The sequence below is a fragment of the Rhodoferax sp. genome (assembly GCF_011391645.1).
Taxonomy (GTDB): Bacteria; Pseudomonadota; Gammaproteobacteria; order Burkholderiales; family Burkholderiaceae_C; genus Rhodoferax.
Genome location: NZ_JAABQC010000035.1, coordinates 1 through 22,909, shown reverse-complemented (window position 1 = coordinate 22,909; position 22,909 = coordinate 1). Strand labels below are relative to the sequence as shown.

23 protein-coding genes and 1 tRNA gene are annotated in these 22,909 nt (G+C 60.7%); 13 read left to right on the top strand and 11 right to left on the bottom strand.

Annotated elements, in window-relative coordinates; genetic code table 11:
- Positions 1-27: 27 nt before the first annotated feature.
- Complete coding sequence (trxA, locus tag GPS82_RS06515) at positions 28-984, bottom strand: thioredoxin (protein WP_296492397.1); 957 nt, start codon at positions 982-984, stop codon at positions 28-30.
- Between the two features lie 36 nt (positions 985-1,020).
- On the opposite strand from trxA, the gene purE reads away from it, so the two are divergent.
- From purE to GPS82_RS06500, 3 genes are read left to right on the top strand one after another with little or no spacing between them, the layout of a single operon-like run.
- On the top strand, positions 1,021-1,515 hold the full coding sequence (purE, locus tag GPS82_RS06510) for a 5-(carboxyamino)imidazole ribonucleotide mutase (RefSeq protein WP_296492394.1): 495 nt from the start codon (positions 1,021-1,023) through the stop codon (positions 1,513-1,515).
- Between the two features lie 8 nt (positions 1,516-1,523).
- Complete coding sequence (locus tag GPS82_RS06505; protein WP_296492391.1) at positions 1,524-2,717, top strand: 5-(carboxyamino)imidazole ribonucleotide synthase; 1,194 nt, start codon at positions 1,524-1,526, stop codon at positions 2,715-2,717.
- A gap of 12 nt (positions 2,718-2,729) precedes the next feature.
- On the top strand, positions 2,730-3,743 hold the full coding sequence (locus tag GPS82_RS06500) for an L-threonylcarbamoyladenylate synthase (RefSeq protein WP_296492388.1): 1,014 nt from the start codon (positions 2,730-2,732) through the stop codon (positions 3,741-3,743).
- Between the two features lie 67 nt (positions 3,744-3,810).
- Here GPS82_RS06500 and GPS82_RS06495 read toward each other — a convergent pair whose 3' ends face one another.
- The 3 genes from GPS82_RS06495 to dacB all read right to left on the bottom strand — a co-directional run bounded on the left by GPS82_RS06495 (position 3,811) and on the right by dacB (position 7,059).
- The gene (locus GPS82_RS06495) at positions 3,811-5,214 is read right to left on the bottom strand and encodes an SGNH/GDSL hydrolase family protein (protein WP_296492385.1); all 1,404 of its coding nucleotides are present in this window, start codon (positions 5,212-5,214) and stop codon (positions 3,811-3,813) included.
- A 111-nt stretch (positions 5,215-5,325) separates the two neighbouring features.
- Complete coding sequence (locus GPS82_RS06490; protein ID WP_296492383.1) at positions 5,326-5,580, bottom strand: SemiSWEET transporter; 255 nt, start codon at positions 5,578-5,580, stop codon at positions 5,326-5,328.
- 36 nt (positions 5,581-5,616) lie between these two features.
- The gene (dacB, locus tag GPS82_RS06485) at positions 5,617-7,059 is read right to left on the bottom strand and encodes a D-alanyl-D-alanine carboxypeptidase/D-alanyl-D-alanine-endopeptidase (RefSeq protein WP_296492381.1); all 1,443 of its coding nucleotides are present in this window, start codon (positions 7,057-7,059) and stop codon (positions 5,617-5,619) included.
- Between the two features lie 84 nt (positions 7,060-7,143).
- Here dacB and GPS82_RS06480 point away from each other — a divergent pair, with 84 nt between their 5' ends.
- The gene (locus tag GPS82_RS06480; protein ID WP_296492378.1) at positions 7,144-7,890 is read left to right on the top strand and encodes an SDR family oxidoreductase; all 747 of its coding nucleotides are present in this window, start codon (positions 7,144-7,146) and stop codon (positions 7,888-7,890) included.
- A gap of 70 nt (positions 7,891-7,960) precedes the next feature.
- On the opposite strand, the gene GPS82_RS06475 is transcribed toward GPS82_RS06480, so the two are convergent.
- Positions 7,961-8,461 carry a hypothetical protein gene (locus GPS82_RS06475; protein WP_296492375.1) on the bottom strand — a complete coding sequence of 167 codons (501 nt, stop codon included), beginning with the start codon at positions 8,459-8,461 and terminating at the stop codon, positions 7,961-7,963.
- A 181-nt stretch (positions 8,462-8,642) separates the two neighbouring features.
- On the opposite strand from GPS82_RS06475, the gene GPS82_RS06470 reads away from it, so the two are divergent.
- Positions 8,643-9,311: an SOS response-associated peptidase gene (locus GPS82_RS06470; protein ID WP_296492372.1), complete on the top strand. Its 669-nt coding sequence runs from the start codon at positions 8,643-8,645 to the stop codon at positions 9,309-9,311.
- 305 nt (positions 9,312-9,616) lie between these two features.
- On the opposite strand, the gene GPS82_RS06465 is transcribed toward GPS82_RS06470, so the two are convergent.
- The 5 genes from GPS82_RS06465 to GPS82_RS06445 form a co-directional block, all read right to left on the bottom strand.
- Positions 9,617-9,693: transfer RNA gene (locus GPS82_RS06465), tRNA-Met, on the bottom strand.
- Positions 9,694-9,746: 53 nt separating this feature from the next.
- A complete protein-coding gene (locus tag GPS82_RS06460) occupies positions 9,747-10,526 on the bottom strand; it encodes an enoyl-CoA hydratase (protein WP_296492370.1) in 780 nt (259 codons plus the stop codon).
- Positions 10,527-10,557: 31 nt separating this feature from the next.
- The gene (locus tag GPS82_RS06455) at positions 10,558-12,309 is read right to left on the bottom strand and encodes a peptidase M61 (protein WP_296492366.1); all 1,752 of its coding nucleotides are present in this window, start codon (positions 12,307-12,309) and stop codon (positions 10,558-10,560) included.
- A 40-nt stretch (positions 12,310-12,349) separates the two neighbouring features.
- Positions 12,350-13,051 carry a DsbC family protein gene (locus GPS82_RS06450; RefSeq protein WP_296492364.1) on the bottom strand — a complete coding sequence of 234 codons (702 nt, stop codon included), beginning with the start codon at positions 13,049-13,051 and terminating at the stop codon, positions 12,350-12,352.
- A gap of 66 nt (positions 13,052-13,117) precedes the next feature.
- The gene (locus GPS82_RS06445) at positions 13,118-14,230 is read right to left on the bottom strand and encodes an FAD-dependent monooxygenase (protein WP_296492361.1); all 1,113 of its coding nucleotides are present in this window, start codon (positions 14,228-14,230) and stop codon (positions 13,118-13,120) included.
- A gap of 172 nt (positions 14,231-14,402) precedes the next feature.
- Between GPS82_RS06445 and GPS82_RS06440 the strand changes: the two genes are divergently transcribed.
- Together GPS82_RS06440 and ychF are read left to right on the top strand one after the other, a co-directional pair.
- On the top strand, positions 14,403-14,759 hold the full coding sequence (locus GPS82_RS06440; protein WP_296492359.1) for a rhodanese-like domain-containing protein: 357 nt from the start codon (positions 14,403-14,405) through the stop codon (positions 14,757-14,759).
- Between the two features lie 104 nt (positions 14,760-14,863).
- Complete coding sequence (gene ychF, locus GPS82_RS06435; RefSeq protein WP_296492358.1) at positions 14,864-15,952, top strand: redox-regulated ATPase YchF; 1,089 nt, start codon at positions 14,864-14,866, stop codon at positions 15,950-15,952.
- A 4-nt stretch (positions 15,953-15,956) separates the two neighbouring features.
- On the opposite strand, the gene GPS82_RS06430 is transcribed toward ychF, so the two are convergent.
- Complete coding sequence (locus GPS82_RS06430) at positions 15,957-16,427, bottom strand: YqaA family protein (protein ID WP_296492355.1); 471 nt, start codon at positions 16,425-16,427, stop codon at positions 15,957-15,959.
- Positions 16,428-16,577: 150 nt separating this feature from the next.
- Between GPS82_RS06430 and dusB the strand changes: the two genes are divergently transcribed.
- The 6 genes from dusB to GPS82_RS06400 all read left to right on the top strand — a co-directional run.
- Positions 16,578-17,636: a tRNA dihydrouridine synthase DusB gene (gene dusB / locus GPS82_RS06425; RefSeq protein ID WP_296492350.1), complete on the top strand. Its 1,059-nt coding sequence runs from the start codon at positions 16,578-16,580 to the stop codon at positions 17,634-17,636.
- Positions 17,633-17,869 (top strand): helix-turn-helix domain-containing protein, encoded by a 237-nt coding sequence (locus GPS82_RS06420; RefSeq protein WP_296492347.1) that lies wholly within the window; start codon positions 17,633-17,635, stop codon positions 17,867-17,869. Before dusB ends, GPS82_RS06420 begins: the two co-directional genes overlap by 4 nt.
- Positions 17,870-18,006: 137 nt before the next feature.
- A complete protein-coding gene (gene purH, locus GPS82_RS06415; protein WP_296492344.1) occupies positions 18,007-19,590 on the top strand; it encodes a bifunctional phosphoribosylaminoimidazolecarboxamide formyltransferase/IMP cyclohydrolase in 1,584 nt (527 codons plus the stop codon).
- Between the two features lie 370 nt (positions 19,591-19,960).
- Entirely contained in the window at positions 19,961-20,851 is an 891-nt protein-coding gene (locus tag GPS82_RS06410; RefSeq protein WP_296492341.1) for a sulfide/dihydroorotate dehydrogenase-like FAD/NAD-binding protein, read from the top strand.
- Between the two features lie 82 nt (positions 20,852-20,933).
- Positions 20,934-22,445 (top strand): NADPH-dependent glutamate synthase, encoded by a 1,512-nt coding sequence (gltA, locus tag GPS82_RS06405; protein WP_296492338.1) that lies wholly within the window; start codon positions 20,934-20,936, stop codon positions 22,443-22,445.
- Between the two features lie 41 nt (positions 22,446-22,486).
- A partial coding sequence (locus tag GPS82_RS06400; protein ID WP_296492335.1) for a 2-oxoacid:acceptor oxidoreductase family protein occupies positions 22,487-22,909 on the top strand: 423 nt, incomplete at its 3' end.

Genomic DNA, 22,909 nt, shown 5'->3' with positions numbered 1-22,909 from the left:
CCAGGCGGTCCGACAATTTGCGCGCGATCAGTTGAGCATCATGCTCAATTGACGCCGGTACTGGGACACCAGCGCGGCCTGCGGGTCTTCCTGCACGGCAGCTTTGCCCAGCACTTCAATCCCGCCTGCCGTCTTGCCGGGAGTTTGGGCCGTCGCCTTGGGTTTGGGCGGGGTCAGCAGTTCGAGGATGGCGACAAAGGCCTTGCGCGGTGCCTCATCCATCCACTTCTTGTCGCGCATGATGATTTCGAGCAACTCGTCCATGGCGGCGGTCCATTCGCCCACCGCCATCAGCAGCCGGGCTTTGGCAAAGCGGATGTCGAAGTCGCGCTTGTTCAAGGCGATCTTTTCGTCAAATTGCGCAATCGTCCAGGTGGCATACGGGCCGGTTGCGGCAGATTGAATCGCATTGAGCCATTGCGACAAAGCTTCAAAGCGCAACTTGCGCGGGATTTCGGTGAGTTTGGGGGCCAGTGTGGCCTCGGCTTCTTCCAGTCCACCCAACTCGATCAAGAGTCTGATGTAGTCATAACGGGCATCGTCGTTGGCCGGGTCGGCGGCCAGGGCATCGGCCAGTTTGGCCAGCGCTGCCTCAGCGTCGCCCGCCTGCAGCAGTTCCTGGGCGGCATCGGCTTCGGCCTCGGCCACCAGTTCATCTTCGCTGGGCAGGTGTTTGTCCAGAAAAGCACGCACCTGGGTGGCCGTCTGGGCGCCCATGAAGCCATCGGCCGGTTTGCCACCCATCATCAAAATACAGGTGGGAATGCTGCGGATGCCAAAGGCCTGGGCCAGTTGCTGCTCCTGGTCCGAGTCGATCTTGACCAGCGTGAAGCGGCCCTGGTAGTCCAACTCAAGCTGTTCCAGAATGGGTCCGAGTGACTTGCAGGGGCCGCACCAAGGGGCCCAGAAGTCGATCAGGATCGGCGTGGTCATGGACGCGGCGATAACCTCGGTCTCAAAATTTTGGATGGTGACATCAATCATGGTGCTCTTTGCCTAGGTCAAACGTAAAATTCGGGGATGAACTCAATACAAATCGGTGTGCTCATGGGCTCCAGCTCCGACTGGGACACCATGCAGCACGCAGTCCACATTCTCCAACAGTTTGGTATCCCTTACGAGGCTCGCGTGGTCTCGGCGCACCGAATGCCCGACGATATGTTTGCCTACGCCGACACCGCCGTGGGCCGTGGCCTCAAGGCCATCATCGCCGGCGCTGGTGGCGCAGCCCACCTGCCGGGCATGCTGGCGGCCAAGACCACGGTGCCCATCCTGGGCGTGCCGGTGGCCAGCAAACACTTGAGCGGGGTCGATTCGCTGCACAGCATCGTGCAGATGCCCAAGGGTATTCCGGTGGCCACGTTTGCCATTGGCGCAGCAGGGGCTGCCAATGCCGCGCTGTTTGCGGTGGCCATGCTGGCCAACCATGACATCGTGTTGCGCGCCCGGCTGGAGGACTTTCGCGCCGAGCAAACCCAAATGGCGCGCGGCATGACGCTGCCGCCCAAGTTATGACTGGCCCGATGTTGCTGCCCGGTGCCACCGGGCTGAACGGCAGCGGCCAGCAAACCACGCTGGGTGTCATGGGCGGCGGCCAGTTGGGGCGCATGTTTGTGCAGGCGGCGCAGGCCATGGGTTACTTCACGGTGGTGCTTGACCCTGATGTGATCAGCCCGGCCGGGCTGGTTAGCCACTACCACATCAAAACCGACTACCTCGATGAGCAGGGCCTGACGCAATTGCTGCAACGCTGCGCCGCTGTGACCACTGAATTTGAGAACGTGCCCGCCGGTGCTCTGGTGACCCTGGGCGCTGCCCGCCCAACCGCGCCCAGCGCCGACGCGGTGGCCATTGCACAAGACCGCATCAAGGAAAAGGCCCACTTGGCCCGCAGTGGTGTGCCAGTGGCGCCCTATGCCGTCATTGAAACCGCGGCGCAACTGGCTTTGGTGGCTGACGACCTGCTGCCCGGTATTTTGAAAACTGCCCGGCTGGGCTATGACGGCAAGGGACAAGTGCGCTGCAGCAGCCGCGCCGAACTGGCGACTGCCTGGGATGCGCTTAAGAACGTGCCCTGCGTGCTGGAGCAAAGGCTGCCGCTGGCCGCCGAGTGTTCGGTGGTCGTGGCGCGCGGCTGGGACGGCGCCTGCGTCAATTTCGCGCCACAACTGAATCTGCACCGCGAAGGGATTCTGGCCGTCACTGAAGCTTACGAAGGCAATCTGCCGCCAGCGCTTGCCGCCCAGGCGGTGGCAGCGGCCAAAAATATTGCGGAAGAATTGAACTACGTGGGCGTGCTGTGTGTGGAGTTTTTTGTGTTGGCTGAAGGCTCTCCCGCGTGCGCCAGGCTGGGTGCTCTGGTGGTGAACGAGATGGCGCCGCGCCCGCACAACAGTGGCCACTACACGCTGGACGCCTGTGATGTGTCGCAATTTGACCTGCAGGTGCGCACCCTGGCGGGCTTGCCGTTGACACAGCCGCGCCAGCACAGCGCGGCCGTGATGCTCAATTTGCTGGGTGATTTGTGGGTCGATGAGGCCACGCCGCGCTGGGACCAGGTGCTGGCCCTGCCCGGTGTGCACCTGCATTTGTATGGCAAGCTCAAAGCCGGCAAGGGCCGAAAAATGGGGCATTTGACGGTCACGGCCGCCACCCCTGAGCAGGCCCACAGCACGGCGCTGGCGGCGGCCAAAGTGCTCGGCATTGCGCCGTTTTAGTGGGCTAATGCCATGATCCTGCCGGGCGATTCGCCTGAGTCCATCGCCGCTGCCGCTGAACGCATCAGGGGCGGCGGCCTGTTGGGTTTGCCCACCGAAACAGTTTACGGACTGGCCGCCAATGCCGACAACGACCGCGCCGTGGCGCATATTTTCAAGGCCAAGGGCCGCCCGGCAGACCACCCGTTGATCGTGCATGTGGCAAACGCCAGTGCCGTGGCGCACTACGCCTTAGTGGTTCCCGAATTTGCCGAGCAGCTCATCAAAGTCTTCTGGCCCGGCCCCTTGACCCTGATCCTGCCGCGCAGGCCCGGCGTTGCCAATGCCGCCGCCGGTGGCAATCCCACCATCGGCTTGCGTTGCCCGTCGCACCCGGTCGCACAAGCTGTGTTGAAAGCGTTGCTGCATGATGCGGTGTGGGGCCTGGCTGCCCCCAGTGCCAACCAGTTCGGTCGGGTCAGCCCTACCACAGCCGCGCATGTGCAGGGTGAATTTGGCGACGAGCTGCTGATTCTGGACGGCGGCGCCTGCAGTGTGGGCATCGAGTCCACCATCATCGACTGCACCCGTGGCCGGCCGGTGCTGCTGCGCCCGGGCGCCATCACGCCGGAGCAGGTGCAGGTGATTTGCGGTTTGCAAGTGCAGTCAAAAGAAGCGCTTGAAACGATGGCATCACCCGCCCCCAAGGCCTCCGGCACGCTTGACTCCCATTACGCGCCGCATGCCACGGTGCGGCTGATGACGGCGAAAGAGTTGCAAAAGGCACTGACGCTATTGGGCTCAGACGCGGGTCAGTCAGACGGCCGGCCAAGCATCGCGCTGTATTGCCGCACCCCATTGGCGACTGTTTCACGCCATGTGCTTTACCGGCGCATGCCAGCAGATGCAGCCCGCGCGGCGCAACAACTGTTTGCCGTGTTGCGGGAATGTGATGCGCATGGCGTCAAACTGATCTGGATCGAGACGCCCCCCGAGACGCCGGAGTGGGATGGTGTGCGCGACCGGCTGCAGCGCGCGGCGGGTTGATTGCCTGTTGTTACGGTCATAAAAAAAGGCGCCAGAGGCGCCTTTTGTCAGAGTGAACTCCGGCGAGTTAAAGCCAGCCGGCCTGTTTCATAGTTTTGTTGACCAGATCAGCCAGCAGTTTGTAGCCGTAAGGTGTGGGGTGCACAGTGTCGGCAAACAGGTACTTGGACACATCACCTGGCTTGAGGTTGCCGGCATTGCAAACCAGCGAGGTGCCACTTTCCGGTTTTGCCGGGTCGGCCAGACCGTTACCCGGAACTGTAGGGGTTGTTGCATTCAGGTTGCACGCGGGAGTGGTGACGTTGGTCAGGCCATAGGCACCCGGATTGGCGATTTGGCTTCGCGATTCAGTAAACACGTCAACGACCAGAACTCCGGGTGTACCGCGCAATTCGTAGGCCAACACCTCGTTGAAATAGATCGCCATGTTGAGAATCAGCCCGCGGGTTTCAGCGCTTTGCGCTTTGGCTGAAGGCGTTGAGCTGACATCAGGCAAATTCACCACCGCCACATACTTGGCACCTTTGCCGACAATCTGGGATTTGATGTACGTGGCCAGCTCCTTGCCTGCCACACCCATTGGCAGCACGGCTTCATTCGCGCCATTGTTCTGCGCGTAGGCGGCACCAGCAGAAGCGGCAGCGGCGCTTGCGGCAGCCACGATGGGCGCCGGATTGATCGGCAAACTCACTCCAGGCTGCGCAGATGCTGCTGTGACGGCAGCCGTGACAATGCTGGTGGGCGTGGCGCCGGGGGCTGCCGCTGCAGTTGCGACTGCTGTGCCAATGGCGACGGCTGCAGCCGGTTGGTCTGCCGGATTGGGCACCAGCGCCACGAGTCCACCCACCAGCGCCTTGCCAAAAGCGGCTGAGCCTGCCGCTGTGGCCTTGGCCACCAGATCGTCGAGCAGGCGCAACACATCGTTGCCGCCAGCCATCACGGTGACCAGTTCGGTGCCACTGAAGCTGCCGCCAACACGCGTCAGATGGCGGGATATTTGCGTGACAAGCGGCACCGTCAATTGGCCCAACGGCGAATTGACCGGTGCAGAGGCGCTGCCCGGGCCAACCGGATTGGTGACGCGCGCACCACCCTGTGCGTAATTGCGGCAATTTGGATAATCGACAACAGGAACAGGTCCGCCCAAGGATGCAGCACTGTTGAGTCCGGTTTGTGCCGGGCAGGGCGCAGCAACGCCAATTTGCGCCGCGAGGAGTTCTGTCCAGTTCTTGCTGGGTGTCGGGCTGTCGCCGATAGCGCCAGTGATGCCGTTGACGCTGTAGGTGCCGCCGCCCAGTGCCGCGACGGCGCCCACCTTGTGGGTGCCCACATCGCTCAAGCTGTCGCCAAACGACACCAGCGAGGTGTATTTGATTGCGGGTGCCTGAACGACCGCATCGTCGCTGCCGCCGCATGCCGCCACCAGCAGCGCCGCCGCCAGGGCGACGCCAAGAATTTTGAATTGCCTCATTCACTGTCTCCAAAAAGTTTATAGAACGATCGTACTATTTGCAGGGATGATCGTAACCATTTGGCACAACAAATGCGACTCGGGTAAACCCGTGAGCGTTGCTGTTATGCCTCAGCGATAGCGCAGCTTCATCACCAGAATCGTGCTGGCCAGCGCCAGGGTGATCACATTTGCAATCACCACTGGCCAGGCGTCCAGCAGCAGGCCATAGACCAGCCACAGGGCCACCCCCAGCGTGAACGCGCTGTACATGCCCAGCGAGATGCCCCGCACGTCCTTGGTGCGAAAGGTGTGCAGCGCTTGGGGCAGAAAGCTGACGGTGGTCAGCACGGCGGCAAGGGTGCCGATCAGGTCAATGAGGTTCATGGTCTTGAGATCAGTGGGGCAGATGCACAGCTCGCATCAATGGGCTTGATTGTCCATCACGGCCCAGTCAATCAAGGCGTCCAGCGCGGGTCGAACCGCGCCGGCGTTGGGGTGATTGACGATGGCCACCAGCATATAGCGCTTGCCACTGGCGGCGTGCACAAAGCCCGCCAGCGCGGTCACCTCGCGCAGGCTGCCAGTCTTCAGGTGGGCGCTGGCGTTGCCGGCCTGGCTGCGCTTGAGGGTGCCGTCAACACCGACCAATGGCAGCGATGACATCAACTCGGGCATGGTGGGCGAGGCATAGGCCACGCGCAGCAGTTGCCCCAGTTGCTGGGCGCTGATGCGGTTTTGGCGCGACAGGCCCGAGCCGTTGTCAATGGTCGGCACATCTGTGGCTTTGACGCGGCGCTGCCACCATTGGCGCACCGCAGCGCGGGCTGATTCGGCAGTGGCGGGCGCGGGCAGCCCCAGCGTCAAAAAAACCTGCTGCGCCATCACGTTGTTGCTGAATTTGTTGACATCGCGGATCACTTCCGCCAGTGTCGGTGAAGTGATCTCGTATGTGGCCGGTGCCTGTGGTGCGGCGCCGTTGCGAACGGTGCCGGTGAGTTGACCACCCATGCTGCGCCACAATCCCTCAACGACGCGGGTGTTGTAGCTGGCGGGGTCGGCATAGGCGATGGGCCACACCTTTTCGCCGCAGCTTGCGGGGTAGCTGCCGTTGAAGCGGATGCGTGTGGCTTCAGAAAAACTGGCTTTGAGGCTGGCGCGGTAGTCGCCGCAGGCTTCGGTGACGCCAGGTTTGGCGGGGCTCAGTGGCACGCTGGTCTGCATCTGCACGCCCCACAAGGGTGGGTCAAACTGCACGTGGGCGCTGTTGGTTAGCGGGTCTGGCGCAAACGTCATCACCACTGATTTGTAGTTGATCAGCAGGGCATCCGCTGCGGCGTTGTAGGGTCGCATCGGCTCGCCGTCAAATTCGGCCGGATCAGTGGCGGGCACCTCGAACGCACTGTTATCCAGCACGATGTCCCCCGCAATGTTGTGAATGCCCAGGCCTTGCAAGCGGCGCAGCAGCAGCCAGAGTTTTTCAAGCACCAGTTTCGGATCGCCCTGGCCCTGGATGAAAACGCTGCCCTGCAGCACGCCATTGACCACCGGGCCATTGACCCAGACCGGCGTGCGCCAGACGTAGGCCGGCCCCAAAAGCTCAAGCGCGGCAAAGGTGGTGACCAGCTTCATGACCGATGCCGGGTTCATGGCCTGATCGGCGCGGTGGCTCAGTCGTGGCGCGGCTCGGCCGTCGGCGTCCTGTACCAGCAGGGCGACGGCCTCAGCCGGCACCTTGGCGCGGTTCAACGCCGTCAGCACCGCCGTTGGCAGGGTTTGCGCAAGGGCACTGGCGCCACCCAAGCTGCCCAACAAACAGACCAGGATGGCTGAAACGAGGCGTGTGATTGGCGTGGGTAATTTCATTTTTATATTATGAAGTGTCGGGCGGCGGCAGACCGGCCACTGCGCTATTCTTGAGTCTGTTGTTTGACATGAGGTGATCTCGCGATGGAAAAAATCATCCTTGTGACGGGCGGCGGACGTGGCATTGGGGCCGCCTGTGCGCTGCTTGCGGCCAGCCGGGGTTACACCGTCTGCATCAGTTACCGGACGGATGCAGCGGCCGCCGCAGAAGTCGTCGCCGCCATTGCAAGCGCGGGCGGGACGGCCTTGTCGATCCAGGCCGACGTGTCTGACGAGGCTGCGGTTGAAAGCCTGTTTGCCCAGATCGACAAGCGATTTGGGCGATTGGATGCGCTCATCAACAACGCAGGTATTTTGTCGCCCCAGATGCGCGTTGAACAGATGGATGCGGCACGTATCAATCAGATTCTGGCGACCAACGTCACCGGCAGTTTTTTGTGCGCGCGCGAGGCCGTGCGGCGCATGTCAACCAGGCACGGCGGCCAAGGCGGCAGCATTGTCAACATCTCTTCGCGCGCGGCAGTCCTGGGTTCACCGGGAGAGTACGTCGACTATGCCGCGTCCAAAGCCGCACTGGATGCGCTGACGATCGGCTTGTCGAAGGAGGTGGCTGCGGAGAGGATTCGTGTCAACGGCGTGCGACCAGGCTTGATTGACACCGCGATTCATGCCAGCGGTGGCGAGCCCGGTCGAATCAGCAGATTGCGGTCGTCCGTGCCCATGGCGCGCGGCGGCGAACCGCTTGAGGTGGCAAAGGCCGCGTTGTGGCTGCTTTCGGACGAGGCCTCCTACACCACCGGATCATTCATTGAGGTGTCGGGTGGTCGTTGACCGGCAAAACCCAGGCCGCCACCAAAGTGCCGGGCAGGCACGGTCCGTCAGGCACGGTCATGCAAGCCGCTTACTTCAGCGACACAATAATGTCGTCACCGCCCATACATTCAGGCGGCTGCCCATAACCTGCTGAGCGCACCTGCTGCTCCAGCGTCAGCTCCACCTGAAACCATAGGCAGTGGTAATTTTCGTAGCGATAGCTCCACACCACACCGCGCGAACGTCCGAGCCCCTGCACCTCGCCCGGCCGGCCAAGCAGTTGGCGCACCTCTTCCTGCGCCATGCCAGGCATGATTCGATTGAAGTTCTGTTCGGTTAAAACCTGCTCGGACCGGATGGCACGCCCTGACGCATCAAGGTAGACAAACCAGGTGTGCTTTCCCATCGGCCCGCGCGGGAACTCCAGCCGGGTTCCATCGGTCGTCTGCCGCACGACATCGGGCACGCCCATTTTGGCGATGAGCTCGTCTTTGGTGATGTTGCTCAAATTGGCAGGCGGCGCGTAGCTGCTGCAGGCAGTAAGCAGTGGCAACAGCAGCCAACTCCAGCGTGAAAAACGAATTTGCATTCTTGAAACTCCTGATAATTTCAGTTACGGCGAGCCCTTACGATATCCGCTTTGAAGATCAAGTTCCATGCTGCGTCAGATTAGTCTTCAACCAAACCGTAGCGGCGGTCCATCTCGCCTTCGGCCACAACACTCCTTCAGGCCAAGATGCCCGCTGCCCCAGACGCTACAGTAGCACCCCATGTGTTCTCACTACCAAGCCATCAAGGAGCGCGAGCGTTACCGCCGACACTTCGGCGTGGAGCCGCCTGCCGATCTGGGCAAGCACGACCTGTGGCCAGGCTATGCCGGGACGTTCATTCGACGCCATCCCCACGCCGACGTCGGTGATGAAGCCGTGCCGGAGCGCGAGGCCTTGACCGGCTTGTTCGGACTGGTGCCGCACTGGTCGCCAGATACCAAGATGACCCGCTTCACCTACAACGCGCGCAGCGAGACCGCCGCCGTCAAGCCGAGCTTCAGGGATGCCTGGAAACACGCCCAGCACTGCATCATCCCGGCCGAGGCCATTTTTGAGCCTGACTGGCGCAGCGGCCGTGCCGTGCCCGCCCGGATCAGCCTGGCCGATGGCGCGCCCATGGGCATTGCAGGTTTGTGGTCACGCTGGAAGTCACCCCAGGGTGAGATCGTGCACAGCTACACCATGCTGACGATCAACGCCGACCAGCACCCGCTGATGCGACACTTTCACAAGACTGGCGAGGAGAAGCGCATGGTGGTGATCCTGCCGGTGGCGCGCTATGACGACTGGCTGCAGGCCGGACCTGAGCGCAGCATGGCGTTTATGCAGCCATTCCCGGCAGATCAGATGATGGCCGACGAGCCGAGAGTCGATGGCAGCATGATTTGAGGTGATGGACGATGGCCAACAGCGTGGTCTGCCCGTCCGCCCCCAAGGGGCTCCCTCATAATCGCGCAGATAGGGCAGGGAAGTTAAACAGGCTTGCAGGCGCTGCCAGTCTGCCTGGTTAAGAGCCTCGCTCCAGCAGAGGCCAATGTGGTGGGTAAATCCGAAAGCGATAACGCACGAATGATGTCGCGTAACCCGCATGAACACACAGTGTCCATTGATAGCAGTCAATAGACGAAAAAAAACCCTAAGTCGTTGAATTACTTAGGGTTTTTATGAATTTCGACGGACTAAAGAAATATTCTTGGTGGTGATAGGTGGATTTGAACCACCGACATCAGCATTATGAATGCTGCGCTCTAACCAGCTGAGCTATATCACCGACAGGGCGAGATTATAGCGAGTTGCCAGCCCGTTTTGGGGCTGCTTCGTGTCTTATTGGTGGGTAAAGACGGCTTTGCGTTTGTTGACAAACGCGTCCATGCCTTCCTTTTGGTCGGAGGTGGCGAACAAGGCGTGAAACAGGCGGCGCTCAAACATGATGCCGTCATTCAATGTGCCTTCAAACGAGCGGTTCACCGATTCCTTGACAGCCATGACAGCCAATTGCGAGAACTCGCTGATCAGCAAGGCGGCGCCGAGCGCTTCTTCCATCAGCTTGTCCAACGGCACCACACGGCTCACCAGTCCGGCGCGTTCAGCCTCTTGTGCATCCATCATGCGCCCGGTCAGGGCCAGGTCCATGGCCTTGGCTTTGCCCACTGCGCGCGGCAGGCGCTGCGTGCCACCCGCGCCCGGAATGATGCCCAGCTTGATCTCGGGTTGGCCAAAGCGAGCGTTGTCGGCGGCAATGATGAAGTCGCACATCATGGCCAGCTCGCAGCCGCCGCCCAGCGCAAAACCGCTGACCGCCGCGATGACCGGCTTGCGCACGGCGCGGATTTTTTCCCAGTTGCTGGTAATGAAATCGTTCTTGTAGACATCGGCGAAGGTGTAATTGGCCATGCCGCCAATGTCGGCGCCGGCGGCAAAGGCTTTTTCGCTGCCGGTGATGATCATGCAGTGGATGGCCGTGTCAGCATCAAAGGCGTGCAGCGCGGTGCCCAGCTCGGTCATCAACTGGTCGTTGAGCGCATTGAGCTGCTTGGGACGGTTGAGCGTGATGATGCCCACCTTGTCGGCTTCGGTGCGAATGGTGATCAATTCGTAGGTCATGGGTTCTCCTGCATGGTAAAAAAATAGGGGGTTAGGCGGGGCATTTGCCATCAAGCCAGTTGTCAACCAGTTTTAAGTCAGTCGCCCTGAGTTTGACACTGCGCACCGAGTCCGGCAAGTCCAGCGACAGCGTCAGCAGGCGTTGGTCGCGGGCAATCAGCGCCCGACAGCTGGTGTCGCTGCCCAGGTAAGTGGCCAGATCGTCAAGCTTGTTCAGGCGCCAGCGCTGGGCGGTCTTGCCTTCACCCGTTGCCACGCCGAGCCACTCATCCCCGGCGGCGAAACCGGCCAGTTCGGCAGCGCTGCCACGCAACACGCCCTTGACGCGGATGCCTTGCTGCTCAGTGAGTTTCATGCCCAGTTGCTCCGGGCGTGATGCGGGCTCTTCGTCATAACGCACGCCGTGCTGCTTGAGCAGCTTTTTGAGGGGCAGGTCGTCTGTGCCGTGGACCCACTGCCGCAATTGGGTCGCATGGGATTGTCCTGACAGGTCTGCAAGCACGGCCAGCAGGTCGTCCTCGGTCATGGGGCCGCCCTGGCAGCGCTGCCACAGCGCTTGCATCACCGCATCCAGGCTGGTTTTGCCACCGTGGCGCAAGCTCAAATCCAGGCACAGCGCCACCAGCGATCCCTTGGTGTAGTAACTCACCGTGGCATTGACCGTGTTTTCATCCTGCCGGTAGTATTTGACCCAGGCGTCACGGCTGGCCTGCGCCACGCTTTGCACCTGGCGCCCGGGCGTTTGCAGCACCTGGTTAATGGTTTTGGCCAATAGTTTGAGGTAATGCGCGTTGTCAATCAGCTTGGCACGGCGCAGCAGCAGATCGTCAAAATAGCTGGTAAAACCCTCAAAAAACCACAGCAGTTCGGTGTAATTCTCCTGCGCGTAGTCGTAGCGGGCAAATTCTGCCGGGCGCAGGCGTTTGACGTTCCAGGTGTGAAAGTATTCGTGACTGATGAGGCCGAGCAACGTGGTGTAGCCGTCGGATGGCTCATCCGTTTTGGCATGGCCCAGGCGTGGCAGGTCGGCGCGCTTGCAGATCAGCGCCGTGCTGTTGCCGTGCTCCAGCCCGCCATAACCGTCGTGAACGGCATTGAGCATGAACAGGTAGTGGCGGTGCGGCGCCTGCTGTGGCTGGTGACCATGCCAAAACCGGATTTCAGCCTCGCAAATGGCCTGGGTGTCGGCCAGCAGGCGGTCGCCATCAAAACTGGCGGGCGCCCCGGCAACAATGAAGCGGTGCGGGATGCCGGCTGCCACAAACTTACCGCACCAGAAGGGACCGAGCTCGACCGGACTGTCCACCAGTTCATCGTAATTGACGGCCAGATAGCTGCCGAAACCGCGTTTTGTGATGCGTTGCGCGCTCAAAGCGGTGGTGGCCTGCCAGTCTTTGGGGAGCCCGTCATCGGCCAGCGTCAACTGGTGCGGCGTGTCTTCCTGGCCATGCACGCGCAGGCACAGGCTGGTGCCGTTGAAAAAGCCGCGCTGGCTGTCGAGCCAGGCGGTGCGCACAGAGCTGTCAAAAGCATAGATTTGGTACTTGAGCACCAGCGCCTTGCCAGTCTTGGCACGGATTTGCCAACTGCATTTGTCAAGCTGGGTGATGGCCACCGGCTTGGGTCCCTGGCGGGCTTGCAGGCCTTGCAGGTGCTTGGCGAACTCGCGCACCAGGTAGCTGCCCGGAATCCATACCGGCAAACTGAGCACCTGGTCGGCTGCGGGCTGGGCGATGGTGAGCGTGACCTCGAACAGGTGCGCCTGCAGGTCCAGCCCGCGCACCACGTAGCTGATCGGGGAGTGGGAACTGTCAGCGCGGGCATCAGTTCAGGCGCTTTTCCACCTGATCGGCACCGATGGCTCCGGGCACGCGGCTGCCGTCGGCGAACACCAGGGTGGGGGTGCCCGTGATCCTGAACTTGCGCCCCAGTTCCACATTGCGGGCGATGGCGGCGCTGTCGCAACTGGCGGCGGCCGGTGCGACATCTCGCACCATCCAATCCTGCCAGGCCTTGACCTTGTCTTTGGCGCACCAGATGTTCTTGGACTTTTCTGTGGAATCCGGACCCAGGATGGGGTAGAGAAACATGTAAACCGTGACGTTGTTTACTTTCTGCAGGTCTTTTTCAAAACGCTTGCAGTAGCCACAGTTGGGGTCTTCAAACACCGCCAGCTTGCGCGCGCCGTTGCCGCGCACGATGGTGAAGGCATCTTTGAACGGCAGCGTGTCAAAGGCGATGGCCGAGAGCTTTTCGACGCGCTCCTCGGTCAGGTTGCGCTTTTGCCGGGTGTCGATCAGGTTGCCCTGCACCAGGTAATTGGCTTCGGCGTCGGTGTAATAAATTTCGGTGCCGTTGACGCGGATCTCGAACAACCCGGGCATGGGCGTTTTGCTGACTTCGTCGATTTTTTGCAGTTGCGGGATGCGCTCGCCCAGGTTTTTTCGAATGACGGCTTCTTGTGACCAAGCCGTGCCGGCCAGCAGCAGGGCGCAAGCCATCAGGGGCGTGAGGAGTCTTTTCATGGATATCCAGTAAGGTGTAGGACGGAGTCAGACCAGCTTGCGTGAAATAAGTTCTTGAGTTTGCATTCAGATGCCCATGGCCCGTCTTGCCACCCAGTGTTTGGAGAAGCCCGCCCGTTCAAAGCCTGCCATGCCCCAATTACGCAGTTTTTGCCAGCCATTGCCGGGCTTGTCAAACAACTGCTGCAGGGCCGTCATGGCAGCGTCTGTGGCGGTGACTTCAGTTTTGCGGGCGCGCTCGTATTGGCGCATCAGCTTGGCATCGTTTACCGGACGCCAGTAGGCACGGTTGTGCAAAACTTGGGTGAGCTCGGCCACATCGCCCAGCCCCAGGTTGAGGCCCTGGCCCGCCAGCGGGTGCACCGTGTGCGCCGCATCTCCCGCCAGCGCCCAGGCCTGGCCATTCGCCACGCCGGCCCATCTGCTGGCTTGGGCCGACTGCAGCGGCCAGGCTTTGCGCGGACTTGTCAGGCTGAGCTTGCCCAAAATGCCTTCACTCAATTGCTCGACCTGTTCGCAAAAGGAATCTTCGCTGTCTTCCAGCATCTCTTGCGTGCGCCCGTCGCGCACCGACCAGACCATGGCCACGGCGTTGCCCTGGGCGCCGCCGAGCGGCAGAAAAGCCAGGATTTCGCCTTGGGTGAACCACTGGCGTGCCACCTGGGCGTGCGGTTTTTCACAGGTGAGCCGGGCGGCAATGGCGTGCTGCGGGTAACGCGTGGCGACAAATTCGACACCAAATTCCTCGCGCGTGCTGCTGGCCTTGCCTTCGCACACCACCGTCAGGGTGGCCGGGCGTGGGGCGTCGAGCAATTCGATATGCGGTTGAAAGCGCACCGCGTCACGCAATTGCGCTTCCAGCGTGGGCACATCCACAATCCAGGTCAGGGCCGGCACCACCAGTTCGGTGGCGGAAAAATTGACCAAACCACCGTCATCGCCCTTGACCTGCATGTCTTGCACCGGCGTGGCGTGTGCTTCATCGGGCCAGCAGCGCACCGATTCGAGCAAGGCCCTGGACTTTGCGTTGAGCGCGTAAGCCCGCACGTCTGGCTCGCTGCAGGCAGTTGCCTGCGGTGCAACCAGTCCAATGCGCAGGCGGTCGCGAGCCAGCAACAGCGCCAGGGTATGCCCCACAATGCCGCCACCACGAATGCAAATATCAAGTTGATGTGTCATGGGAGATGATTGTAGAAGCGCGCCCCGGGTGACTCCATCTGCGGCGAAAAAACCTCATCGAATACACTCGCCTTCCGGATTTTTGTGGCGGTGAGCGCCTCGCACTGGGGCCGTTCGGGCGCTGACGCTGTTGGCCAATTGCCCATCAAGTTGGTCTGACAAGGAGTGTTTTTTGGATTTATTGGATCTTTTTCAAAAGTATTGGCCCATCCTGGCGTTGTTTCTTTGGTTGGCTTACAAGTGGTGGAATTCGAAAAGAGTCGTCGCCATGTTGCCGGAGCTCAAAAAGAACGGCGCAATCTTTGTCGATGTGAGATCGGCTGGCGAGTTTGCAAATGCGAACGCCCCCGGAACAATGAACATCCCGCTGCAGGATTTGAGCCGCAGACTGGGTGAACTGCCCAAGTCAAGCCCGATTGTGCTGTGCTGTGCAAGCGGAACACGCAGCGGCATGGCCAAACTTTTGCTCAAGAAGAATGGCTACCGGGAGGTGTACAACATCGGAACCTGGAGCAAGTTCTTGGACTGACCAGCCCAAGCTCAGTCGAAACTGTTTCCCCTGCCGCGCGCGGTGGTTCTTGAAAGCAGAAATTCGCTGATCATTACAATTTTGCTGACTCATAAGGATATTTCATGAAATGTGGCATCGTGGGCTTGCCCAACGTCGGTAAATCGACCCTTTTCAATGCGCTGACCAAAGCAGGCATTGCGGCTGAAAACTACCCCTTTTGCACGATTGAGCCCAATGTGGGCATCGTCGAGGTGCCTGACGCGCGGCTTGACGCGTTGGCCGCTATCGTGCACCCCGAGCGCGTGCAGCGCGCCATTGTCGAATTTGTCGACATTGCCGGTCTGGTGGCCGGGGCCAGCACCGGTGAGGGCTTGGGCAACAAGTTTTTGGCGCACATCCGGGAGACCGACGCCATCATCAACGTGGTGCGCTGCTTTGAAGACGACAACGTGATCCACGTGTCGGGCCGGGTGGATCCGATTTCCGACATTGAGGTGATCCAGACCGAACTCTGCCTGGCCGACCTGAGCACGGTGGACAAGGCGCTGGCGCGTTACCAAAAAGCGGCCAAATCGGGTGGTGACAAGGAAGCGGCCAAGCTGGTCAGCATCCTGGAGCGCTGCCAGGCGGCGCTCAACGAAGCCAAACCGGTGCGCGCGCTCGAGTTCAGCAAGGAAGAGCAGCCACTGCTGAAACAATTTTTTCTGATCACCGCCAAGCCCGCCATGTTTGTCGCCAATGTGGCTGAAGATGGCTTTCATGACAACCCCATGCTGGACCGCCTGACGGACTATGCCAGTGCCCAAAAGGCGCCGGTCGTCGCCATCAGCGCCAAACTGGAGGCCGAAATGGCCGACATGAGCGACGAAGACCGCCTGTTGTTCCTGGAGGAAATGGGGCTGCACGAGCCGGGCCTGAACCGCCTGATCCGCGCCGCCTACGATTTGCTGGGCCTGCAGACCTACTTCACCGCAGGCGTGAAGGAAGTGCGCGCCTGGACCATCCACAAGGGCGACACCGGCCCGCAGGCGGCAGGCGTGATCCATACCGATTTCGAGAAGGGCTACATCCGCGCCCAGACCATTGCCTATGACGACTACATCAGCTACAAGGGTGAGCAGGGCGCCAAGGACGCCGGCAAGATGCGCGCCGAGGGCAAGGACTACGTGGTCAAGGACGGCGACGTGATGAATTTTCTGTTCAGCTCGTGAGCATTTAGCTGCCAAAAACCCCCATGAGCGCTGCCGTCATCGTCACATAGCGGGCGAATTTGCCGACGGCCATATAGCCCAGGCAGGGCCAGAACGGCAGTTTGAGCCAGCCCGCCACCGCGCACAGCGGGTCACCCACAATGGGCAACCAGGCCAGCAAACAGGCCTTGGGGCCAAGGCGCTCCAGCCAGTCCAGCGCGCGCAGGTGGTGCTTTGAATGCTGGTATTTGTCCACCACCTTGTGCGAGGCCAGCCCCATCCACCAACTGACAGCGCCGCCCAGTGTGTTGCCGACCGTGGCCACGGCAATCGCCGGCCAGAAAAGCGAAGGGTTGAGCTCCACCAGGCCAAACACGGCCGGCTCCGAGCCCATGGGCAGCAGGGTGGCCGACACGAACGACACCACAAAGACGCTGCTGAGGCCGTATTTGGGTAGCGCCAGCAGGGTGAGGAGGTGATCGAGCCAGAGTTCCATGGATGCTGCAGTATAGGTTTTGCAGGGGGATCGCAAGGACCGGTGTTTATTTCATTTGCTGAAATTTTGAGCAGCTAGAATCTCCCACTCCCCCCACCATTGCGTTGCTTGTTTTTCACTGGTACTTCCATTTTCTTTGAACACGTTCGCATGAACATCGGCCCCTACGTTTTACCCAACGCCTGCTTTGTCGCGCCCATGGCCGGGGTGACAGACCGGCCGTTTCGCCAGTTGTGCAAGCGTCTTGGCGCGGGCTACGCGGTGAGTGAAATGGTCACCAGCCGGCCTGATTTGATGCGGTCACTCAAGACTTCGCAGCGCGCCAACCATGACGGCGAGCCCGGTCCCATCGCCGTGCAGATTGCCGGCACCGATGCGCCCATGATGGCCGATGCAGCCCGCTACAACATCGACCGGGGCGCCCAGATCATTGACATCAACATGGGTTGCCCGGCCAAAAAGGTGTGCAACAAATGGGCTGGTTCGGCCCTGATGCAGGATGAGGCGCTGGCGCTGAGCATTGTGTCGGCGGTGGTGCAGGCTTGTGCCCCGCTGGGCGTGCCAGTGACGCTCAAGATGCGCACCGGCTGGTGCCAGGCTTCCAAAAACGCGGTTCAACTGGCCCGGGCGGCCGAGTCTGCTGGCGTTCAAATGATCACTGTGCACGGCCGCACCCGCGAGCAGAGTTACCGTGGTCAGGCCGAGTACGACACCATCGCGGCGGTTAAAGCGGCGCTGCGCATTCCCGTGGTGGCCAATGGCGACATTGACAGCCCCGAGAAAGCGCGCGCGGTGCTGGCCGCCACCGGCGCCGATGCCGTGATGATTGGCCGCGCGGCGCAGGGTCGACCATGGATATTTCGGGAAATTGCGCATTTCCTGGCCACCGGTGAGCACCTGGCGCAACCCCTTGTGGCCGAGGTCAAGCACCTGCTGCTGGCCCATTTGCAGGACCATTACAGCCTGTATGGCGAATTTATCGGGGTGCTCAGCGCGCGCAAGCACATTGGCTGGTACGTGCGGGAATTGCCTGGGGGCGAAGCCTTTCGCACCCACATGAACACGCTGCCGGATTGCCAGATGCAGTGGGCGGCGGTGGCAGAATTTTTTGACGAACTCAATACGCACATGGATCGCCTGCCCAGGCCAGCGCCAGCGCAGCCTGAACCTGACAATGAATTGAATAACAAAATGGAGACGCTTCAATGAAACCCTTGCACATTGCCGACTGTGTGCGCAGCAACCTGGAAAGTTACCTGACAGACTTGGGCCACAGCGAACCCAATGGCATGTACGACATGCTGCTCGCCGTGGTGGAAAAACCGCTGCTCGAAGTGGTGATGCAGCGCGCCGACAACAACCAGTCCAAAGCAGCCCAGTACCTCGGTCTCAACCGCAACACTCTGCGCAAAAAACTGCTTGAACACAAGCTCATCGATTAACCCAATGACGCCATCGCGATTTGGCCACGGTCACTGCGAGGCCGCAGGCCGTGGCAGTCCATGAACCATGGATGGCCGCACTGCGACCGCAATGACGACTTTCTGGATCTTTCATCAATTCACTCACTTTTCCTCCCATGAACGCTCTAATTTCTGTCTCTGACAAAACCGGCATTGTTGACTTTGCACGGGCCCTGCACGCACTCGGCATCAAGCTGCTGTCCACCGGCGGCACCGCCAAACTGTTGGGCGAGCAGGGTTTGCCCGTGACCGAAGTGGCCGAACTCACCGGTTTCCCCGAGATGCTGGACGGCCGCGTCAAAACCCTGCACCCCAAGGTGCACGGTGGCTTGCTGGCGCGGCGTGACCTGTCCGAGCACATGGCTGCCCTCAAGACGCACGGCATAGACACCATCGACCTGCTGGTGGTCAACCTGTACCCGTTCGAGGCTACCGTGGCCAAACCCGGCTGCACGCTCGATGACGCGATTGAGAACATCGACATTGGCGGCCCGGCCATGGTGCGCAGCGCGGCCAAAAACTGGAAGGACGTGGCGGTGCTGACCGACGCCTCGCAATACGCCCAAGTGCTGGCCGAATTGCAAGACGGTGGCTTGACGCTGAAAACCAAGTTTGCCCTGAGCGTGGCCGCGTTCAACCGCATCAGCCAATACGACGGCGCCATCAGCGACTATCTGTCGTCGATCGAATTTGACGAAAGCGCCAGCACACCCGAGCGCAAGCTGTTCCCGGCCCAGGCCAACAGCCAGTTCATCAAGCTGCAAGATTTGCGCTACGGCGAAAACCCGCACCAGAGCGCCGCGTTTTACCGCGACCTGTACCCGGCACCCGGCTCACTCGTGACAGCCGTGCAACTGCAGGGCAAAGAACTCAGCTACAACAACATTGCAGATGCCGACGCCGCCTGGGAATGTGTCAAAAGCTTCGACACCCCGGCCTGCGTCATCGTCAAACATGCCAACCCCTGTGGCGTGGCGGTGGGCGCGGATGCGCTGGAAAGCTACAGCAAGGCCTTTGCCACCGACCCGACCTCGGCCTTTGGCGGCATCATTGCCACAAACTGCACGGTTGACGAGCGCGCCGCGCTGCAAATGGCCAAGCAGTTCATTGAAGTGCTGATGGCACCAAACTTCACGCCCGAGGCGCTGGCGGTGTTCAAGAGCAAGGTCAATGTGCGCATTCTGCAAATCGCACTGCCTGCCGGTGGTGCCAGCGATTGGGACAATGGCCGAAATGCCGTGGATGTCAAACGCATCGGCTCGGGCCTGTTGATGCAAACCGCCGATAACCACATCCTCAAACTGGCCGACCTGAAGGTCGTCACCAAACTGCAACCCACGCCAGAGCAATTGCAAGACCTGATGTTTGCCTGGACCATCGCCAAGTTCGTCAAGAGCAACGCCATCGTGTTTTGCAAGGGCGGCATGACCATGGGCGTGGGTGCCGGCCAGATGAGCCGGCTGGACTCGGCGCGTATTGCCAGCATCAAGGCCGAACATGCCGGTTTAAGCCTGAAGGGTACGGCCGTGGCCAGCGATGCCTTCTTCCCGTTCCGGGACGGGCTTGACGTGGTGGTGGATGCCGGCGCCACCTGCGTGATTCAGCCGGGCGGCTCGATGCGCGACCAGGAAGTGATTGACGCCGCTAATGAGCGCGGTGTTGCCATGGTTTACTCGGGCGTGCGTCATTTCAGGCATTGAGCTGGTTAAAAGATACTTTTAGCCAGGCTTTAAGCTCTGGCCGATGTTCTTGATGGCACAGATTGGGGCATCGGCCCCCGCCTCACACTGTCAAATTCCCAGAAATCGGCGGGAACCCGTGCCCCAATCTGGGAGGGCGACCTCTGCGGTCAATGAAGCAAATATTGATGCATGCGGAGGAAAGGGTGGCCGCGTTTGACGACATAAGCTTGTTCAAAATACTCGCTTTAGATCATTATGTTGATTTATATCAAACCGCCCGGCAGTCGCAGGTGGACACTTCCGACATTTCTCAGGGAAAAAAGGTAAGTGCTGAGTCAACGTACGCTAGGAATCGCCGAACCACCTCGCCTGACCCGGCCGACTGAACATGAAAGTGACTGCTATGTCCAATTTTGAGATCGTGGCACGAAAAGACTTCTCAGACGTGACGTACCTGCTTGAGGTGCGTCATCCCTTGATGTCCAAGGCGGCCAAGCCTGGGCAATTCGTGATTGTCATGCTGAGCGAACACGGTGAGCGCATTCCGCTGACCATTGCGGACTTCGACGCTGCGAAGGGAACCATCACACTGGTGATCCAGGCGGTCGGCAAGACAACCCGGGAAATGCAGAAGGAATGCCGTGTTGGCACCTCGCTTCACGCGCTGGTCGGCCCCATGGGCGTACCGAGTCCGATCAGTCATGCCAAGAAAGTGCTCTGTGTGGGCGGCGGCCTGGGTGTCGCCCCAATCTTCCCCCAGGCGCGCGGATGCAAGGACAACGGCGCTTACGTGATCGCGGTCCTCGGCTTTCGGAGCAAGGAACTTGTTTTCTGGGAGGACAAGTTCCGGGACGCCTGTGACGAACTTATTCTGTGCACAAACGACGGCTCGGCCGGCATGAAGGGAATGATCACGGACGGCATCAAGGTCGCGCTGACGCAGCATCCTGACATTGACGAGGTCATTGCGATCGGGCCTCCGGTGATGATGAAGGCTTGCGCCGACGCGACGCGGCCTTACAAGATCAAGACCATGGTGAGCGTCAACCCGATCATGGTTGACGGCACCGGGATGTGCGGTGGCTGCCGGGTGAAAGTGGGCGATCAGGTGAAATTCGCCTGTGTTGACGGCCCGGACTTCGACGGCCATCTCGTGGACTTCGACGACCTGATGTTGCGTCTGAAGCGCTACACCGAGGTCGAGAAGTCGGCACACGAACGATGGTCTGAAAGCTGCCGCATGACGAAGCTTGAGGGCGGCAGCGTGCTGGGGCAATAAAACGGATTGAACACCAATTTCAGGGCATTGCGGCGCAGCCTTGACGCGCCAGATGTCCAGACAATCACTTGAGGATGAGGTGATGGCCAAGAAGAAGACGATACGAACAATTCCACAGGAGCGCACGCCCATGCGTGAGCAGGACGCGCAATTGCGGGCCAAGAACTTCGAGGAGGTGGCCTGCGGCTACAGCCTCGAAGAGGCGTTGCGTGAATCTGAACGCTGCCTGATGTGCCCGGACGAGCCCTGCATCAAAGGCTGTCCCGTGGGCATCAACATTCCCGGGTTTATCCAGAAAATCGGTGAAAAAAACTTTCGTGGCGCCTATGACATCCTGACCGACACCAATCTGCTGCCGTCCGTCTGCGGGCGGGTGTGTCCCCAGGAGAACCAATGCGAAGGCGTTTGCACCGTCGGCGAGTCCTTGGAGGCGGTCGCGATCGGTCGGCTGGAGCGGTTTGTCGGCGACACCGCCATCCGGGAAGGCTGGGTCAACATTCCGTACATCGAGCCGAACCGGTTTCGTGTCGGCATCGTGGGGTCCGGGCCGGCCGGCATGGCCTGCGCGGCGGACATGGCCAAGGCCGGCTGCGACGTGACCGTTTACGAAGCTTTCCATGAGGCGGGGGGCGTGCTGAAGTACGGCATTCCAGATTTTCGCCTCCCCAACACCGTGATTGACGCGGAGATCAACAATCTGAGGAAGCTGGGTGTGAAGTTCGAATGCAACACACTCGTCGGTCGCCTGTTCACCATCGAGCAAATGATTGACGAGATGGGCTTTCACGCGGTGTTCATTGGCGTTGGCGCCGGCTATCCGACGATGCTCAATATTCCTGGCGATTCGCTGAACGGCGTGCTGTCGGCCAACGAGCTTTTGACACGTTGCAACCTGATGCGTGCCCGCGACTTTCCCAATTTCGACACACCACTTCCGATCGGCAGGCGGGTCGCCGTGGTCGGGGCGGGCAATACCGCGATGGATGCGATGCGCGTTTCCCTGCGCCTGGGCGCGGAAAAAGTGTATTGCATTTACCGCCGCTCACGCACCGAGGCACCGGCCCGGGCCGAGGAAGTCCATCACGCCGAGCAGGAGGGCGTGGCGTTCCACTGGCTCACCAATCCGGTCGCCGTTCTGGACGACGGCAAGGGCAGCGTGCGTGGCTTGCGTTGCGTGCGCATGGAACTGGGGGAGCCAGACGAATCCGGGCGCCGCCGCCCGGTGCCGGTGGCTGGCAGCGAATTTGATTTCGAAGCTGACCTGATCGTGTACGCGATCGGCACCAATGCAAACCCGATCATGGGCCAGACATCGAAACTCAAGCTCAACAAATGGGGCTATATCGGCACCGACGAGACCCTCGCAACGTCCGTGGCGGGGGTGTTTGCTGGCGGCGACATCGTCACCGGCGCGGCAACCGTCATCGAGGCGATGGGCGCCGGGCGCAAGGCAGCCCGCAGCATGAAGGCCTATCTCGGGATTCGTGACACCGCTCGCGCCTACAGCAGCGGGGACGGCGCCGGACCAGGAACCCTGTTCGGGATCGATACCCGGGAACGCAATTTCGCCCGTGTACGGGTTGCGGATCGTTGACCCCCCAACCCACGGACCGAACGCTCAACAAAGGCTGCGTAATGAACATGAACGAGAGCAACATGTCACCCTCAGTTGAAATACCCAAGCAGATGGCTGAAACGCCAGACCGCAAGAAAACGGCGTTGAAGCTGAAAGAGCACATCATTGAAATCATCAGCGATTCTGGTGAAGGTGCCCAGAAGTGCGGTCAATCCCTCGGCGCGATTGCCGCGCAGATGGGCAACGGCATCTGGACCACTGAAATCATCCCTGCTGAAATTCGCCCGCCAGCACGCAGCGTTGCAGGGGCCAGCGGCAACCGGATTCGCATCGGCTCCGGCTACATCACCAACGGGGGTGACGAGACCGATTTCGTTGTCGCCTTCAACGAGCAGGTATTGCTGGGAAGGGTGCAGGCCAAGGAACTGAAACCGGGTTGTACGATCCTGCTGGAAAGTCTGTGGCGCACACATTCGGACCCG

Excerpts from the sequence above, each read along its gene's own strand:
- trxA (WP_296492397.1), bottom strand. The coding sequence starts at position 984 with ATGATTGATGTCACCATCCAAAATTTTGAGACCGAGGTTATCGCCGCG.
- purE (WP_296492394.1), top strand. The coding sequence starts at position 1,021 with ATGAACTCAATACAAATCGGTGTGCTCATGGGCTCCAGCTCCGACTGG.
- GPS82_RS06505 (WP_296492391.1), top strand. The coding sequence starts at position 1,524 with ATGTTGCTGCCCGGTGCCACCGGGCTGAACGGCAGCGGCCAGCAAACC.
- GPS82_RS06500 (WP_296492388.1), top strand. The coding sequence starts at position 2,730 with ATGATCCTGCCGGGCGATTCGCCTGAGTCCATCGCCGCTGCCGCTGAA.
- GPS82_RS06495 (WP_296492385.1), bottom strand. The coding sequence starts at position 5,214 with ATGAGGCAATTCAAAATTCTTGGCGTCGCCCTGGCGGCGGCGCTGCTG.
- GPS82_RS06490 (WP_296492383.1), bottom strand. The coding sequence starts at position 5,580 with ATGAACCTCATTGACCTGATCGGCACCCTTGCCGCCGTGCTGACCACC.
- dacB (WP_296492381.1), bottom strand. The coding sequence starts at position 7,059 with ATGAAATTACCCACGCCAATCACACGCCTCGTTTCAGCCATCCTGGTC.
- GPS82_RS06480 (WP_296492378.1), top strand. The coding sequence starts at position 7,144 with ATGGAAAAAATCATCCTTGTGACGGGCGGCGGACGTGGCATTGGGGCC.
- GPS82_RS06475 (WP_296492375.1), bottom strand. The coding sequence starts at position 8,461 with ATGCAAATTCGTTTTTCACGCTGGAGTTGGCTGCTGTTGCCACTGCTT.
- GPS82_RS06470 (WP_296492372.1), top strand. The coding sequence starts at position 8,643 with ATGTGTTCTCACTACCAAGCCATCAAGGAGCGCGAGCGTTACCGCCGA.
- GPS82_RS06460 (WP_296492370.1), bottom strand. The coding sequence starts at position 10,526 with ATGACCTACGAATTGATCACCATTCGCACCGAAGCCGACAAGGTGGGC.
- GPS82_RS06450 (WP_296492364.1), bottom strand. The coding sequence starts at position 13,051 with ATGAAAAGACTCCTCACGCCCCTGATGGCTTGCGCCCTGCTGCTGGCC.
- GPS82_RS06445 (WP_296492361.1), bottom strand. The coding sequence starts at position 14,230 with ATGACACATCAACTTGATATTTGCATTCGTGGTGGCGGCATTGTGGGG.
- ychF (WP_296492358.1), top strand. The coding sequence starts at position 14,864 with ATGAAATGTGGCATCGTGGGCTTGCCCAACGTCGGTAAATCGACCCTT.
- GPS82_RS06430 (WP_296492355.1), bottom strand. The coding sequence starts at position 16,427 with ATGGAACTCTGGCTCGATCACCTCCTCACCCTGCTGGCGCTACCCAAA.
- dusB (WP_296492350.1), top strand. The coding sequence starts at position 16,578 with ATGAACATCGGCCCCTACGTTTTACCCAACGCCTGCTTTGTCGCGCCC.
- GPS82_RS06420 (WP_296492347.1), top strand. The coding sequence starts at position 17,633 with ATGAAACCCTTGCACATTGCCGACTGTGTGCGCAGCAACCTGGAAAGT.
- purH (WP_296492344.1), top strand. The coding sequence starts at position 18,007 with ATGAACGCTCTAATTTCTGTCTCTGACAAAACCGGCATTGTTGACTTT.
- GPS82_RS06410 (WP_296492341.1), top strand. The coding sequence starts at position 19,961 with ATGAAAGTGACTGCTATGTCCAATTTTGAGATCGTGGCACGAAAAGAC.
- gltA (WP_296492338.1), top strand. The coding sequence starts at position 20,934 with ATGGCCAAGAAGAAGACGATACGAACAATTCCACAGGAGCGCACGCCC.